We start from the raw sequence: 14141 nt of genomic DNA, 5'->3' as shown, positions 1-14141 counted from the left end.
TTGATGGGCTAGGGCCAAACGAGACCTCTTTAATTCTTTCTGCTTGGTGTTCCTCAAAACACGAACCCCATCTGCGTGGACGCAGGGCTCTCGCGAGAGTCCTGCGTCCACGCGCGGTGAGGTCAGGGCAGCGTGTCCAGGTGCGGCGCGACCGTGTTGGCGAACTGCCAGTTGTTGGAGGCGTCCCAGTTGATCGACCACGTCATCGCGCCGCGGATGCCGGGCCAGGTCTGCGAAGGCTTGAACGAACCGCAGTTCGTGCCCTTGGCCAGGCAGTCGAGCGCCCTGTTCACGTTGGCGGGCGACTGGTAGCCGCCGCCCGCGCCGGACGGCGAGGCGGGCAGGCCGAGGCCGACCTGGTCGGGGCGCAGGCCGTTCTGCAGCTGGATGCACGCCAGGGCGACCAGGAAGTCCACCGTGCCCTGGGAGTAGACCTTCTGGTCGCAGCCGAGCATCGAACCGGAGTTGTAGTACTGCATGTTGACAACGGTGAGGATGTCCTTCACCGCCAGCGCCAGCTTGAAGTACTCCGCGCCGGTGGACTGCATGTCGATGGTCTGCGGCGCCATCGCGATGACCTTGCCGCCGCCCGCGTGGATGGCGCGCAACGCCTGCGCCATGTACGTGGCGTTGACGCCGTTCTCCAGGTCGATGTCCACGCCGTCGAACCCGTAGTTCGCGATCAGGGCCTTGACGCTGTTGGCGAAGTTGGTCGCCGCGGTGGAGTTGCCGACGCTGATCGTGCCCTTCTCGCCGCCGACGGAGATGATCACCTTCTGCCCGCGCGCCTTCAGCGTGCGGACGTCGGCCTTGAACTGCGCGTCGGTGTAGCCGCCGAGCTTGCTCGACAACGTCGGGTCCAGGTTGAACGCGACCGCGCCCGGCGTGGTGGTGGCGTCGGCGAACGCGACGGCCACGATGTCGTACGTGGTGGGCACGTCGGCGAGCTTGAGCAGGCGCGAGCCGTTGTCGAAGTTGTGCCAGTAGCCGGTGAGCGCGTGCTTGGGCAGCGACGGGTCCGGGTTGCCGGGCGTCGTGGTCGTCGTCGTGGTCGTGGTCGTCGTCGTGGTGGTAGTGGTCGTGGTGCTCGTCGGCGGGGTGCCCGGGCCGTCGAGGCTCACGTCGTCGGCGTAGAAGGTCGGCTGGCCGTACCAACCGTGCACGTAGATCGTGACGCTGCTGCTGGCGCCGGTGGTGAAGTCGATCGAGAGCTGGCTGAAGCCCGCCGAGCCCGGCGTCCACGTGCTCTTGTCGCCGCTGCCGGTGCCGGTCACGCCCAGGTACACGTAGCTGCCCTGGACCCACGCGGACAGCTTGTAGGCGGTGTTGGCCTGCACGGAGATCGTCTGCGAGCAGCGGGCGTTGTCCTGGCCCGCCGGCGTGCCCGCCATGGCGTGCGTGCCGCTGCGCTTGGTCGTGGTGGCCGCCGCCGCCGCGGCGCTGCACGTCCACCCGCCCGTGCCGCCCTCGAACCCGGGGTTGGCGACCAGGTTGGCGGCCGACGCGCTGCCCACCACGACCAGGGTCAGGCCGGCGATGGCCAGCACACCCGCCAGCACCGCGCCCAGTGCGCGTCTCGTCCTCGAAACCACGTCGACCTCCACGTCCTCGTCGGCGGCCAAAGCCCAGCACAGGTGAGGTGGGCCACTCGAAAAATGGACTAGACCACTGTGGCTTGTCAAGGTGTGAACAATGATCCGATGACGTTCACCGTTGATGACGCGATCCGGATCGCGCGGGCGGCCCACGAGGGACAGGTCGACAAGTCCGGGCAGCCCTACATCGGCCACCCGCTGCGGGTGATGGGCCGGGTGTCCGGCGAGCACGCGCGCATGGCGGCCGTGCTGCACGACGTCGTCGAGGACACCGCCGTCACCGCCGACGACCTGCTGGCCGCCGGGTGCCCGCCGGAGGTGGTGGCGACCGTGCTCGCGTTGAGCCACCGTGACGGTGAGTCACAGGAGGACTACCTGGCCCGGGTGCTGACCGACCCGGTCGCGGTGGAGGTGAAGCGGGCCGACATCGCCGACAACACGTCGCCGCCGCGACTGGCCCTGCTCGACACCCCCACCCAGGACCGGCTGCGGGCGAAGTACTCGAAGGCCCTCGACATCCTGGGCCGGTGACGTGGTCTTCACGGCGCCGTGACACTTGCGGCGGAGATCACGTCGAATCTGGTCGCGCAAGCCTCTGACGTGCGGCATCATAGTAGGTGAACCGATACAGAAGGACGACCGAAAGGCGATATGACCACCGTTCTGGAGACCGTTCGCACGTACTTCGCCACCCGGCGGCAGATCCGCAAGCGGGAAGCGGACCTGAACCGCGAGTTGGCCGCCTACGACACCCCGAGCGCCCGGATGGACATGGAAGCCATCCTCGCCCGGCACTCCGGCCACGAGGCGCGTGAGATCGAAGCGATCCTCCGCCGCCAGGCGCTCAGCACCACGCTGCGCAACCACGGCTGAGCCGCCGCACCCCTTCGAGGGCCTTCAGGACAGGGGCGTCCTGAGGGCCCTTCCGTCATTCCGCCCCGTCTTCCCACAGCCGGCCGAGCAGCTCGGCGGGCACGATCCGCACCGGGAACGGCAGGGTCGCGTCGAACGGCTTCTCCCCCTGCACCTCGGCCACCTGCTGATAACGGCCCTCGGGGTCGAGTTCGAACACCGCCAGCACGGGTTCCTGGGGATCGATCACCCAGTAGCTGACCACGCCCATGCGCTCGTAGGCGTTCTTCTTGATCGTGAGATCGCGAATACCCGTGCTCGGTGAGAGCACCTCCACCGCGAGCAACGGTGCCACGGGCAGCAGCTTGTCGGTGAAGTCGGCACGACGGCCGACAAGGACATCAGGCTGCACCTCGGTCCTCGCGGACACCTGAACGGCGAATGGAGCCGGTAGGGCGGTCATGTCGTCCGGGCACTCCGCGCGCAAGCGCCCGCAGAGCTCCGCGACGATTTCCTGATGCCGGTACCCCGGTGCCGGGCTCACCTGGAGCTGCCCGTCGACGAGTTCGTAACGGCGTCCGTCATCAGGCATGTCCTCCAGGTCTTCGACCGTGTAGGAGCTGCCTTCGTGTTCGACCATGACGGTCATGGTCCCCTCCTTCCGGTTGGTGCGCCAACCATGGCAGGAGAAAGACGCCCGAAAACGCCTCCACGCCTACCGGATCACCCGAAGATGTGCCGGTCGGCGCGGATTTGGCCAGTGGTACTACTTCTTGCCCTTGTCCTTGCCGGAGTCGTCGGTGGACAAGGCGGCGACGAAGGCTTCCTGGGGGACCTCGACGCGGCCCACCATCTTCATCCGCTTCTTGCCTTCCTTCTGCTTCTCCAGCAGCTTGCGCTTACGCGTGATGTCACCGCCGTAGCACTTCGCGAGCACGTCCTTGCGAATGGCGCGGATCGTCTCGCGGGCGATCACGCGAGCGCCGACGGCGGCCTGGATCGGCACCTCGAACTGCTGGCGCGGGATCAGCTCGCGCAGCTTGCTCGCCATCTTCGTGCCGTAGCCGTACGCGTGGTCCTTGTGCACGATCGCGCTGAACGCGTCCACCGGCTCGCCCTGCAGCAGGATGTCGACCTTCACCAGCTCGGCGTCCTGCTCGCCCGACTCCTCGTAGTCCAACGACGCGTAACCGCGCGTGCGCGACTTCAGGGCGTCGAAGAAGTCGAAGATGATCTCGCCCAGCGGCATGGTGTAGCGCAGCTCGACGCGGTCCTCGGACAGGTAGTCCATGCCGCCGAGCTGACCGCGCTTGGCCTGGCACAGCTCCATGATCGCGCCGATGTACTCGCTCGGCGCGATGATGGTGCACTTGGTGATCGGCTCGTAGACCTCGGCGCGCTTGCCGTCCGGCCAGTCGGACGGGTTGGTGACCACGTGCTCGGTGCCGTCGTCCATGACCACGCGGTAGACCACGTTGGGCGCGGTGGAGATCAGGTCCAGGCCGAACTCGCGTTCCAGCCGGTCGCGGGTGATCTCCAGGTGCAGCAGGCCGAGGAAGCCGCAGCGGAAGCCGAAGCCCAGGGCCGCCGACGTCTCCGGCTCGAACGTCAGCGCGGCGTCGTTGAGCTGGAGCTTCTCCAACGCCTCGCGCAGGATCGGGTAGTCCGAGCCGTCCACCGGGTACAGGCCGGAGTAGACCATCGGCCGCGGCTCGCGGTAGCCGGCCAGCGGCTGCGTGGCGCCGTGCTTCTCCGCCGTCACGGTGTCGCCGACCTTCGACTGGCGCACGTCCTTCACGCCGGTGATGAGGTAGCCCACCTCGCCGACGCCCAGGCCGGCGCTCGGCTTCGGCTCGGGCGAGATGATGCCCACTTCCAGCAGCTCGTGGGTCGCGTTGGTGGACATCATCCGGATCCGCTGGCGCGGGGTGATCTTGCCGTCGACCACGCGGATGTAGGTGACCACGCCGCGGTAGGTGTCGTACACCGAGTCGAAGATCATCGCGCGGGGCGGCGCGTCGGCGTCGCCGACCGGCGCGGGCACGCGCTTGACGACCTCGTTCAGCAGCGCGTCGACGCCCAGGCCCGTCTTGGCCGAGACGCGCAGCACCTCCTCGGGCTCGCAGCCGACGATGTGCGCGAGCTCCTTGGCGTACTTGTCCGGGTCCGCCGCGGGCAGGTCGATCTTGTTCAGCACCGGGATGATGGTGAGGTCGTTCTCCATCGCCAGGTACAGGTTGGCCAGCGTCTGCGCCTCGATGCCCTGCGCGGCGTCGACCAGCAGCACGGTGCCCTCGCACGCCTCCAGGGCGCGCGACACCTCGTAGGTGAAGTCGACGTGACCCGGGGTGTCGATCATGTGCAGCACGTGGTCCTGGCCGTCGACCTGCCACGGCAGCCGGACGTTCTGCGCCTTGATCGTGATGCCGCGCTCGCGTTCGATGTCCATGCGGTCGAGGTACTGCGCGCGCATCGCCCGCGCGTCGACGACGCCGGTGAGCTGCAACATGCGATCGGCCAGGGTCGACTTGCCGTGGTCGATGTGCGCGATGATGCAGAAGTTCCGGATCAGGTCCGGAGGCGTGAACGTCTGGTCGGCGAACGTGGTCACTCAGGTTCCTCGCACACGAAGGACGGGATCTGCCCATTTCAACTACGCACAGCATCTCATGTCACGCCGTCGTGGCGTTCCACGCGTGCGTGACGGAGGCCATAAGCTGCCCGCCGTGCGTGCGAACGGTGAAGACCCCCGCCCGTCGAGGGGCGCGGTGCGCGAGGTCCACACGGCCGCGGTGGCGGCGACCCTGGAGTACTCCCCCGACCTGGACGGCCTGGCCGACCCGGGCGAGGTGGTGTGGGCCTGGGTGCCCTTCGAGGAGGACCCGGCCCGCGGCAAGGACCGACCGCTGCTGGTCGTCGGCCGCCACCGCCGGGCGCTGCTCGGCCTGATGCTGACCAGCAAGACCCCCGACCGGCACGAGGTGGACGACTGCCTCGACCTCGGCTCGGGTCGCTGGGACCGCGACGGCAGGCGCTCCTACCTGCGGTTGGACCGGGTGTTCGAGCTGGACGAGGACGACATCCGCCGGGAGGGCTCGGTGCTGGAGCCGGAGCGGTTCTCGCTGGTCGTGGACGCGCTGCGGCGGCTGGGCTGGCGGTGAGACCTGTCCCGGAACGGCTACCTCCCGGTAGCGGTTCCGGGGTGTCTCCGGGCCGCTCTCAGGGCGGTCCCCGATGCGGTCGGAGGGCGCCGCGGCGACCCTGGGGACATGGCGAACAACCTGATGAAGGCGTTGGACGCGGCGTTCGGGCACCCGCGCGGCAAGGTGGGTGAGCTGGGCGGCCGGGTCATGGCCGTGCTGAACGCGAAGGTCGAGGAGCACGTCACCGAGGTGGCCGCGCCGACGCCCGAGGAGGTCGTGCTGGTGCTCGGCCCTGGTCCGGGGGTGGGGCTCAAGCTGGCCGGCGAACGCGCGCTCAAGGCGATCGGCGTCGACCCCTCGCAGGTCATGCTGGACGAGGCGCGCGAGCGGTGCGCGGAGCTGATCGTGGCCGGTCGCGTGGAGCTGCGCGAGGGCGCGGCGACGCGGACCGGCCAGCCCGAGGACTCGGTCGACGTGGTGGTCTCGGTGAACAACCTCCAGCTGTGGGGCAACCGGCCGGCGGCGTTCCACGAGCTGTTCCGCGTGCTGCGGCCCGGCGGCAGGCTGGTCGTCTCGGTGCACCGGCGGGTGCTGGACACCTCCGAGTACGACCTGATCCAGGAGGCCGGGGCGGCCGGGTTCACCGGGGTGCGCACGTCGTTGCACCAGTACGGCGGCGTGGTCGGGCCGGCGGTGCAGCTACTGGCGGCCGTCCCGGCGTAGCGGGTGGTCGGCGGGCACCTCGACCAGCACGATCCGCCTGCCGTCCGGGTCGGCGATCCACAGCTCGTCCAGGCCCCACGGCTCGCGCCGGGCGGGCCGCACGACGTGCTCGGCGAGTTCTCCGGCGACCCGTCCCAGGTCGCGCACCTGCAGCCACAGCTGCGTGGCGTCCGTGGGGTCCTCGGCCGAGGTGCCCGAGACCTCCAGGAACCCCTGGCCGAGGAAGAACACGGTGCCGCCGGGGAACTCCCGGTACACGGCCAGGCCCAGCACGTCCCGGTAGAACGCGCGGGCGCGCTCCGGCTCGCGGGAGCGGACGAGGACGCGGCTGCTCAGGATCTCCACGCCGTCCAGGCGATCACAGGTCCAGGTCGAGCGCCATTCGCACGTGGTCGCCGTCGCGGCCGTCCTCGCGCCAGCCGTGCGCGGTGTAGAAGCGCTGCGCGCGGCGGTTCTCCGCGAACACGTCGAGGCGCGCGGTGGTGACGCCGAGGTCGCGCAGCGCGTGCGTCGCCGCCTCGTGCAGCGCGTGGCCGACGCCGTTGCCCCAGCACGCCGGGTCGACCTGGAGCTGCAACAGCTCGCCACCGGGCGTGACCAGCGCGAATCCGGCGAACACGTGGTCCAGCTCGGCGCACAGCCACACCCGGTCGGGCTTGGCGAGGTCGTAGCCCCTGGCCCGCACCGCCCGCTCCCACTCGGCCAGCTCCGCCTCGGGCAGGTGGCCTTCGTAGTAGCTGCGCCGGGCCTTGACGTGGACCTCGACGAGCGGAGCCAGGTCCTCGGCGCGCGGTGGGCGCACGGTGATCGTCCCCATGCGTTCAGAGACGTGCCGCCGCCGGCGAGGTTGTCCGGACCTCGTGCCGCGGCACGTCCGCCGCGAGGAACGCCAGCAGCCGCTCGCCCTCGCGTTCGACCTCGTCCATCGCGGGCACGCGGTGGAACGGCCGCAGCTCCAGCGTGGCGACCTCCTTGGTGCGGTGCAGCCTCCAGTCGCCCGCCGTGACGCCGTCGACCAGGAAGAACTGCGGCACGGGACCGTGCGGGTCGTACTTCTGCGCGCGCACGTCGTCGGTGACGACCCGGCGCCGGTCGGCGTGCGAGAGCAGCACGTTGTCGAAGTCGTAGAGGAACCTCGGCGGCGCGGGCACGTCCTCGTCAGGCCGGGGCGCGTCGGGCAGGTCGAACAGCTCCTGGCCGTCCTCGTCGCGCAGCCGCAGCAGCGGCAGCCCCTCGACCACCTCGCGCAGCCTGGTGAGACCGGACCAGGTCTGCACGTCCTTCACCGTCGCGGGCCCGAACGCGCCCAGGTAGCGCAGCACCAGGTCGTCCACCGAGGGCCGGTCCACCGAGGCCTTGACCGCTGGGGAAGCGCCCAGCCACGTCTCCGCGCACGTGTGCGCGATCGCGCCGCTGCGACCCCACACCCCGCGCGGCGGCACCTGTACGAGCGGCACCAGGCACCGGATCGCGTAGGCGAGCGAGGCGGGCGCGCGGTCCGGCCACTGCTCGTGCAGCAGCGCGCCCAGCTCCTTGTTGGTGCGCGGCTTCTCGGCCAGCAACGCGCGACCGGCGGCCACCACGGCGTCCACGTCCAGCCCGCGCATGTCCCGGCCGTGGGTGAAGTTGCCGAACAGGTCCCGGTCGAGCGCGGGCTGCACCGCGGGGCGCAGCGCGAGGGCGTCCGCGGCGGTCACCAGGTGGATCGTCGACCGCATCACGGCGATGCGCACGAGTTCCCGGTCCACGAGCAGGTCCGCGGCCCGGTCGGGGGTGAAGCCGGCGATCCGCGACCACAGGCCGGTGTACCAGGTGTGCGGCGTCTGGGCCTGCAACCCGACCAGGTGCGCGACGACCTCGGGCACGGTCGCCTCGGTGCGGGCCAGCAGGAACTGGCGGGCCAGGGTGGCTCGACCGAGGGCGCGACGGCTCAGTACCGGGGTCATGCGGCCACCGTAGGACCGATTGCGGTCAACTTCCGTCCTCATCGCGTACCCGGCTTGCCCGGCGTCCGAGAAAAGTGATATCACTTTGCTAAGCACGCGATATGCGAACGAGGGGTGGAACATGGACGCGATGACGGACTTGGCGGTGCAGATGCCGACTCCGGTGGTCCGGGAGCGGGAGGCGCGCGCGGTCTCGGGGTGGGGCGTCTTCGGCGGCGCGGTGGTCGCGATGCTGCTGGGCGCGGCGGTGCTCGTCCTCAGCTTGATCCCGGGCGACGACGGGCCGAGCGGCCCCGGGATCGTGGGGGGCGCGCTGTTGATGGCGGGCAGCGGCCTCGCGGGCGCCGGGCTGTTCACCGTCGCGCCCGGCGAGTCGCGCGTGCTGCAGTTCGCGGGCCGCTACACCGGCACCGTCCGCCAGGACGGCCTGCGCTGGGCGAACCCGTTCACCACGAAGGTGAAGGTGTCGACCCGGATCCGCAACCACGAGACCGCGACGCTGAAGGTCAACGACGCGGACGGCAACCCGATCGAGATCGCCGCCGTGGTGGTGTGGCAGGTCGAGGACACCGCGCGGGCGAAGTTCGAGGTGGACGACTTCGTGCGGTTCGTCGGCATCCAGACCGAGACCGCGGTGCGGCACATCGCGACCAGCTACCCGTACGACAACCACGAGGAGCTCGGGCTGTCGTTGCGGGAGAACGCGGACGAGATCACCGAGACGCTGTCGGTGGAGATCGCGGCACGCGTGCAGTCCGCGGGCGTGAAGGTGATCGAGTCCCGGCTCACGCACCTGGCCTACGCTCCGGAGATCGCGCAGGCGATGCTGCAGCGCCAGCAGGCGGGCGCGGTGGTGGCGGCGCGGTCGCGGATCGTGGAGGGGGCGGTCGGCATGGTCCAGCTCGCGCTGGCCAAGCTCGCCGAGGAGGACGTGGTGGAACTGGACGAGGAGCGCAAGGCGGCGATGGTGTCGAACCTGCTGGTCGTGCTCTGCGGCGACCGATCCACCCAGCCAGTGGTCAACGCCGGGTCGCTGTACACCTGACGTGGCCGAGCGCAAGAGCGTCCTGCTGCGCCTCGACCCGGCGGTGCACGACGCGCTGACGAGGTGGGCGAACGACGAGCTGCGCAGCACCAACGCGCAGATCGAGTTCCTGCTGCGCCGAGCGCTCGCCGAAGCCGGCCGCCTGCCCACCGGCGCGGCCGACCAACCCAGGCGCGGCAGGCCCCGCAAGAGCGACGGGGACGGCTCGACCGGATGACCGACGCCGTCGGTGCGGACCCAGCGCACCGACGGCGTTCGCGCGCCACCCGGTCGGGCAGTGATCAACTCGCGGAGCGTGACGGCTGGTGCGACTGTTGACCAGGTGAGCGAGATGGACGCCCCGTACCCGCCAGGAACACCCGCGTGGGTGGACATGATGACCACCGACCGTGAAGCCACCATGGAGTTCTACGGCGGGCTGTTCGGCTGGGACTTCGAGATCGGCGGCCCGGAGACCGGGCACTACACGATGGCCCTGGTGCGCGGCCTGCCCGTGGCGGGCTTCGGCGAGATGCCGTCGGACGTGATGTTCCCCGTGGTGTGGACGACCTACCTGGCCACCGACGACCTGGACGAGTCGGTGGAGAAGCTGAACGCCAACGGCGGCAAGGTGCTCGTGCCGGAGTTCGACACCGGCGGACCGGGGCGCGGCGCGATCGCGGTGGACCCGTACGGCGCGGCGTTCGGGCTCTGGGAGGCGGGCACGCACATCGGCGCGTACGTGGTGAACGAACCCGGCTCGGTGGTGTGGAACGAGCTGGCCACCCGCGACCCGTTCGGCGCGGCGGAGTTCTACCAGCAGGTGTTCGACGTGGGGCTGGACCCGCTGCCGGACTTCCCGTACACGCAGCTGCGGGTCGAGGGCCGCGCGGTCGCGGGCGTGTTCGGGATGGCCAACGAGATCCCCGCCGAGATCCCGCCGCACTGGATGACCTACTTCGCGGTGGCCGACGCCGACGCGGCGGCACGCCGGGTGGACGAGCTGGGCGGCGTCACGGTCGGCGACGTGGTCGAGTCGCGGTTCGGCCGGTTCACCACGGTCGGCGACCCGATGGGCGCGACGTTCCGGGTCATCCAACCGCCGCCTTCCACCCCAGACTGACCACGAGCGCCACCACGACGGTGAGGAACACCCGGCGCACGAACGCCGAGCCGCGCCGCACCGCCAGGCGCGCGCCGAACACCGCCCCGGTCACGTTGCACAGCGCGAGCACCAGACCCAAGCCCCACAACACTTTTCCGGCCGGGATGAAGTACAGCAGCGCGCCCAGGTTCGTGGCCACGTTCACGACCTTGGCCGTGGCCGAGGCGCGCAGGAACGCGAACCCGACCAGGCCCACGAGCAGGAACACCAGGAACGCGCCCGTGCCCGGACCCGCCAGGCCGTCGTAGAAGCCGATCAACGCCCCGCCCGCGGCCATCACGGCGATCTGCGCGAAGCGGGTGAACCTCGGCGCCTCGGCCACGCCCAACTCCGGCTTGCGCCACGTGTAGAGGCCGACGCCGACCAGCGCGACGAGCACCACGCCGTTGAGCACGCCGGGCGCCAACGCCCCGGCGAACGCCGCACCGGCCACCGCGCCCGCGAACGCGGCCGACGCCATCGGCAACGCCGAGGACCAGTCGATCGTGGTCTGCCGGGAGTAGGTCCGCACCGCCGCCGCCGTGCCGACCACGGAGGCGATCTTGTTGGTGGCCAGCGCGTAGAGCGGCTGGCCGCCGGGCGCGATCAGCAGCAGCGCGGGCAGCTGGACCAGCCCGCCGCCGCCAACCACCGCGTCGACCGCGCCCGCGACGAGGGCGGCCAGGCAGAGGAACAGCAGGGCGGCGAGCGAGATGTGCCCGAAGCCGGGCCAGTCGAGTGCGGCGGTCACACGGCACATGAAACAAGACGGGCGTACTGCATTTCACCCCTTACTGCAGTGGGAGCGCTCCCAGAATGGGCCGTTCAGCCCTGTTGTGGGCCGATTCACACAGGGAGGGTGTTCGCGGGTGTTCCCCGATCGACCTGGAGGTTCTCGGTGTTGAGATCCCGCAAGCGGACCGCGGTCGCCGCGCTGGTCACGCTGGCCCTGTTGGTCACCGGCGCGCAAGCCAGCGGCGTGATGGAGCCCGCCGGGCAGGGCTACCAGGACGCCCGGGCGCCGGTCGACCGGCGCGTCGACGACCTCCTCAAGCGCATGACGCTCGAGGAGAAGGTCGGCCAGATGACCCAGATCCGGCTGGGCAAGCTGCGCGGCAACTGCGAGTGGAACCCCGGTCCGCTGCGCGAGGACTGCATGAAGGCGGTGCTGGAGGACGCGAAGGTCGGCTCGATCCTCTCCGGCGGCGGCGACGCGCCCAACCCGAACACGCCCCGCGCGTGGGCGGAGATGACCAACGCCATCCAGAAGTACTCGCTGGACCACAGCAGGCTGCGGATCCCGCTGATCTACGGCGCGGACGGCGTGCACGGCCACTCGAACGTGCTCAGCGCCACGATGTTCCCGCACCAGATCGGCCTCGGCGCGACGTGGAACCCGGAGCTGCAGGAGCAGCTCGGCAAGTCCACCGGTCGGGCGATGCGGGCCACCGGCGTGTTCTGGAACTTCGCGCCGGTGTCCGACATCGCGCGTGACACCCGCTGGGGGCGGTACTACGAGACCTACAGCGAGGACCCGGTGCTGGCCGGCGCGCTGGCCGCGGCGAACGTGCGCGGGCAGCAGGCCGACCCGACCGACGGCACGGCGAAGCTGACCGCGACCGCCAAGCACTTCGCGGGCTACTCGGAGCCGTTCAACGGCCACGACCGCGCGCCCGCCCAGCTGCCGATCCGGTACCTCCAGGACACCGTGCTGCCCGCGTTCCAGCCGCAGTTCGACGCGGGCGTCGGCACCGTGATGATCAACTCCGGTGCGGTGAACGGCGTGCCCGCGCACGCGTCGAAGTACCTGCTGACCACGCAGTTGCGCGACCGGATGGGGTTCCGGGGCGTGGCGATCACCGACTGGGAGGACATCCGGTTCCTGGTGGACCGCTACCACGTGGCGGCGGACTACGAGGAGGCCATCGCGATGGCCGTGAACGCGGGCGTCGACATGGCGATGGAGCCGTCGGACGCGGCCGGGTTCACCGCCGGGCTGCTGGCGGGCGTGCGGAGCGGTGCGATCCCCGGCAAGCGGATCGACCAGGCCGTGCGGCGGATCCTGAAGCTCAAGTTCGAGCTGGGGCTGTTCGAGAAGCCGTTCGTCGACGTGGAGAAGGCCGACGCGATCGTGAACGGCGCGGACCGGGCGCTGGCCCGCCAGGCGGCGGCGGAGAGCGCGGTGCTGCTGCGCAACGACGGCGTGCTGCCCCTGTCGACCGGCGTGGGCAAGCTCGTGGTGACCGGTGACGCGGCCGACTCCGCGGCCAGGCAGCTCGGCGGCTGGTCGGTCGGCTGGCAGGGCGTGCCGGACTCGTCGCCGATGCCGCCCACGGTGACCGTGCTGCAGGGCATCAAGGCCGCCGTGCCGTCGGCGAACGTGGTCGGCGCGGCCACGCAGGCCGACGCGGTGGCGCAGGCGGGTGACGCCGACGCGGTGGTCGTCGTGCTCGGTGAGGACCCGGGCGCGGAGGGTGAGGCGGACACCGAGGAGCCCGCGCTGACCGCTGCGCAGCAGGGCCTGGTGGACGCGGTGCGGGCGACCGGCAAGCCGGTGGTCGTCGTGCTGCTGACCGGCCGGCCGCAGGTGCTCGGCACGGTGGCCGACGCCCCGGCGCTGGTCGCGGGCTGGCTGCCCGGGTCCGAGGGCGGCGGCGCGATCGCCGACGTGCTGTTCGGCGCGGTGAACCCCAGCGGCAGGCTGCCGGTGTCCTGGCCGAAGTCGGTCGGCGACCAGCCGTTCTCCTACGACCAGGTGCGCGGCGCGAACACCGCGCCCAGCTCCGGGTACGACCCGGCGTTCGCGTTCGGGCACGGCCTGTCGTACACGACGTTCACCACGTCCGCGCCGACGCTGAAGTCGACGGAGGTGCGGCGGGACGGCCAGGTGAAGGTGTCGGTGACCGTGGCCAACACCGGTGGACGTGACGGCACGCTCGTCGTGCCCGTGTACGTGCACCAGCCGGTGAGCAAGGTGCTCACGCCGCCGCAGCGCCTGGTCGGCTTCACGCGGGTGGCGTTGAAGGCCGGTGAGCAGCGGGCGGTCGAGGTGACGTTCGACGTGCAGCGGCTCGCGGTGACGGCGGGCGACATGGACGCGTCGGGCAAGCCCGAGGTCGCCAGGGGCGGCTACGAGGTCGTGGTCGGCGACGGGAGGGCTCGATTCACGGTGCGGTGAGCTGCCCTGATAACCTTCTCGGTCGTACCCGCGCGGCATTCCGCTGTGGAGGAAGACCGCCCCTTCGCGGGGGCGGAGCCGGTGACAAGCGCGGTGCGACTCCGAGACCGAGGAAAAGGTGGCTTTCGCGTGGCGAACATCAAGTCCCAGATGAAGCGGATCAAGACGAACGAGAAGGCGCGCCTGCGCAACAAGGCCGTCAAGTCGTCCCTCAAGACCGCCATCCGCAAGTTCCGTGAGGCCGCCGAGGCCGGTGACAAGGAGAAGGCCGTCGCGCTGGCGCAGGACGCGTCCCGCAAGCTCGACAAGGCCGTCTCCAAGGGCGTGATCCACGCCAACCAGGCCGCCAACAAGAAGTCGGCGCTGGCGCGGCGCGCCAACCAGATCTGATCTGGTCTTCACGCCAAAGCGCCGCCCACCCCCGCGCGGGGTGGGCGGCGCTTTCGTGTGCGGCCGACCACTGACCACCGCCCCAGCTGCCACCGCCCCGACCAGCACCGACCCTCGCCCAGCCAGCCACCAGGCCACCGGCCGCT

16 protein-coding genes are annotated in these 14141 nt (G+C 70.7%); 9 read left to right on the top strand and 7 right to left on the bottom strand.

Translation table 11 applies throughout. The annotated features are described in order from the left end of the window. Positions 1 to 122: 122 nt before the first annotated feature. A complete protein-coding gene (locus ACZ7GX_RS19255; RefSeq protein ID WP_498778396.1) occupies positions 123 to 1592 on the bottom strand; it encodes a chitinase in 1470 nt (489 codons plus the stop codon). Between the two features lie 108 nt (positions 1593 to 1700). Here ACZ7GX_RS19255 and ACZ7GX_RS19250 point away from each other — a divergent pair, with 108 nt between their 5' ends. Together ACZ7GX_RS19250 and ACZ7GX_RS19245 are read left to right on the top strand one after the other, a co-directional pair. Further along, positions 1701 to 2126 (top strand): HD domain-containing protein, encoded by a 426-nt coding sequence (locus ACZ7GX_RS19250; protein WP_498778395.1) that lies wholly within the window; start codon positions 1701 to 1703, stop codon positions 2124 to 2126. 120 nt (positions 2127 to 2246) lie between these two features. After that, a complete protein-coding gene (locus tag ACZ7GX_RS19245; protein WP_498778394.1) occupies positions 2247 to 2468 on the top strand; it encodes a hypothetical protein in 222 nt (73 codons plus the stop codon). Between the two features lie 55 nt (positions 2469 to 2523). Here ACZ7GX_RS19245 and ACZ7GX_RS19240 read toward each other — a convergent pair whose 3' ends face one another. Together ACZ7GX_RS19240 and lepA are read right to left on the bottom strand one after the other, a co-directional pair. Further along, positions 2524 to 3096, bottom strand: coding sequence for a Uma2 family endonuclease (locus tag ACZ7GX_RS19240; RefSeq protein ID WP_498778393.1), 573 nt, complete (start codon positions 3094 to 3096; stop codon positions 2524 to 2526). A 117-nt stretch (positions 3097 to 3213) separates the two neighbouring features. Continuing rightward, positions 3214 to 5058: a translation elongation factor 4 gene (gene lepA / locus ACZ7GX_RS19235; protein WP_498778392.1), complete on the bottom strand. Its 1845-nt coding sequence runs from the start codon at positions 5056 to 5058 to the stop codon at positions 3214 to 3216. A gap of 115 nt (positions 5059 to 5173) precedes the next feature. Between lepA and ACZ7GX_RS19230 the strand changes: the two genes are divergently transcribed. Both ACZ7GX_RS19230 and ACZ7GX_RS19225 read left to right on the top strand, forming a co-directional pair. After that, on the top strand, positions 5174 to 5608 hold the full coding sequence (locus ACZ7GX_RS19230; RefSeq protein ID WP_498778391.1) for a type II toxin-antitoxin system PemK/MazF family toxin: 435 nt from the start codon (positions 5174 to 5176) through the stop codon (positions 5606 to 5608). Positions 5609 to 5716: 108 nt separating this feature from the next. Further along, positions 5717 to 6313 (top strand): class I SAM-dependent methyltransferase, encoded by a 597-nt coding sequence (locus ACZ7GX_RS19225; RefSeq protein WP_498778390.1) that lies wholly within the window; start codon positions 5717 to 5719, stop codon positions 6311 to 6313. On the opposite strand, the gene ACZ7GX_RS19220 is transcribed toward ACZ7GX_RS19225, so the two are convergent. From ACZ7GX_RS19220 to ACZ7GX_RS19210, 3 genes are read right to left on the bottom strand one after another with little or no spacing between them, the layout of a single operon-like run. Then, positions 6290 to 6658, bottom strand: coding sequence for a VOC family protein (locus ACZ7GX_RS19220; RefSeq protein WP_498778389.1), 369 nt, complete (start codon positions 6656 to 6658; stop codon positions 6290 to 6292). The genes ACZ7GX_RS19225 and ACZ7GX_RS19220 overlap by 24 nt on opposite strands. Before the next feature lie 13 nt (positions 6659 to 6671). Next, positions 6672 to 7130, bottom strand: coding sequence for a GNAT family N-acetyltransferase (locus ACZ7GX_RS19215; RefSeq protein WP_498778388.1), 459 nt, complete (start codon positions 7128 to 7130; stop codon positions 6672 to 6674). Positions 7131 to 7134: 4 nt separating this feature from the next. Next, positions 7135 to 8259, bottom strand: a complete 1125-nt coding sequence (locus ACZ7GX_RS19210; RefSeq protein WP_498778387.1) for a winged helix DNA-binding domain-containing protein — start codon at positions 8257 to 8259, stop codon at positions 7135 to 7137. A gap of 121 nt (positions 8260 to 8380) precedes the next feature. Here ACZ7GX_RS19210 and ACZ7GX_RS19205 point away from each other — a divergent pair, with 121 nt between their 5' ends. The 3 genes from ACZ7GX_RS19205 to ACZ7GX_RS19195 all read left to right on the top strand — a co-directional run bounded on the left by ACZ7GX_RS19205 (position 8381) and on the right by ACZ7GX_RS19195 (position 10406). Continuing rightward, on the top strand, positions 8381 to 9304 hold the full coding sequence (locus tag ACZ7GX_RS19205; RefSeq protein WP_498778386.1) for an SPFH domain-containing protein: 924 nt from the start codon (positions 8381 to 8383) through the stop codon (positions 9302 to 9304). A 1-nt stretch (position 9305) separates the two neighbouring features. Beyond that, a complete protein-coding gene (locus ACZ7GX_RS19200) occupies positions 9306 to 9521 on the top strand; it encodes a type II toxin-antitoxin system antitoxin (RefSeq protein ID WP_230572950.1) in 216 nt (71 codons plus the stop codon). A gap of 114 nt (positions 9522 to 9635) precedes the next feature. Next, entirely contained in the window at positions 9636 to 10406 is a 771-nt protein-coding gene (locus ACZ7GX_RS19195; RefSeq protein ID WP_498778433.1) for a VOC family protein, read from the top strand. On the opposite strand, the gene ACZ7GX_RS19190 is transcribed toward ACZ7GX_RS19195, so the two are convergent. Further along, positions 10375 to 11187: a TSUP family transporter gene (locus ACZ7GX_RS19190; RefSeq protein WP_498778385.1), complete on the bottom strand. Its 813-nt coding sequence runs from the start codon at positions 11185 to 11187 to the stop codon at positions 10375 to 10377. The two genes, ACZ7GX_RS19195 and ACZ7GX_RS19190, sit on opposite strands and share 32 nt — an antisense overlap. A 138-nt stretch (positions 11188 to 11325) precedes the next feature. Between ACZ7GX_RS19190 and ACZ7GX_RS19185 the strand changes: the two genes are divergently transcribed. After that, positions 11326 to 13605 carry a glycoside hydrolase family 3 N-terminal domain-containing protein gene (locus tag ACZ7GX_RS19185; RefSeq protein WP_498778384.1) on the top strand — a complete coding sequence of 760 codons (2280 nt, stop codon included), beginning with the start codon at positions 11326 to 11328 and terminating at the stop codon, positions 13603 to 13605. Positions 13606 to 13734: 129 nt separating this feature from the next. Beyond that, a complete protein-coding gene (gene rpsT, locus ACZ7GX_RS19180) occupies positions 13735 to 13995 on the top strand; it encodes a 30S ribosomal protein S20 (protein WP_230572953.1) in 261 nt (86 codons plus the stop codon). The last annotated feature ends 146 nt before the right edge of the window (positions 13996 to 14141 follow it).

It is taken from the genome of Actinosynnema sp. NPDC037264 (assembly GCF_055603705.1).
Note: the sequence above shows the minus strand (reverse complement) of the source record. Positions and strands in the feature narration are given on the sequence as shown.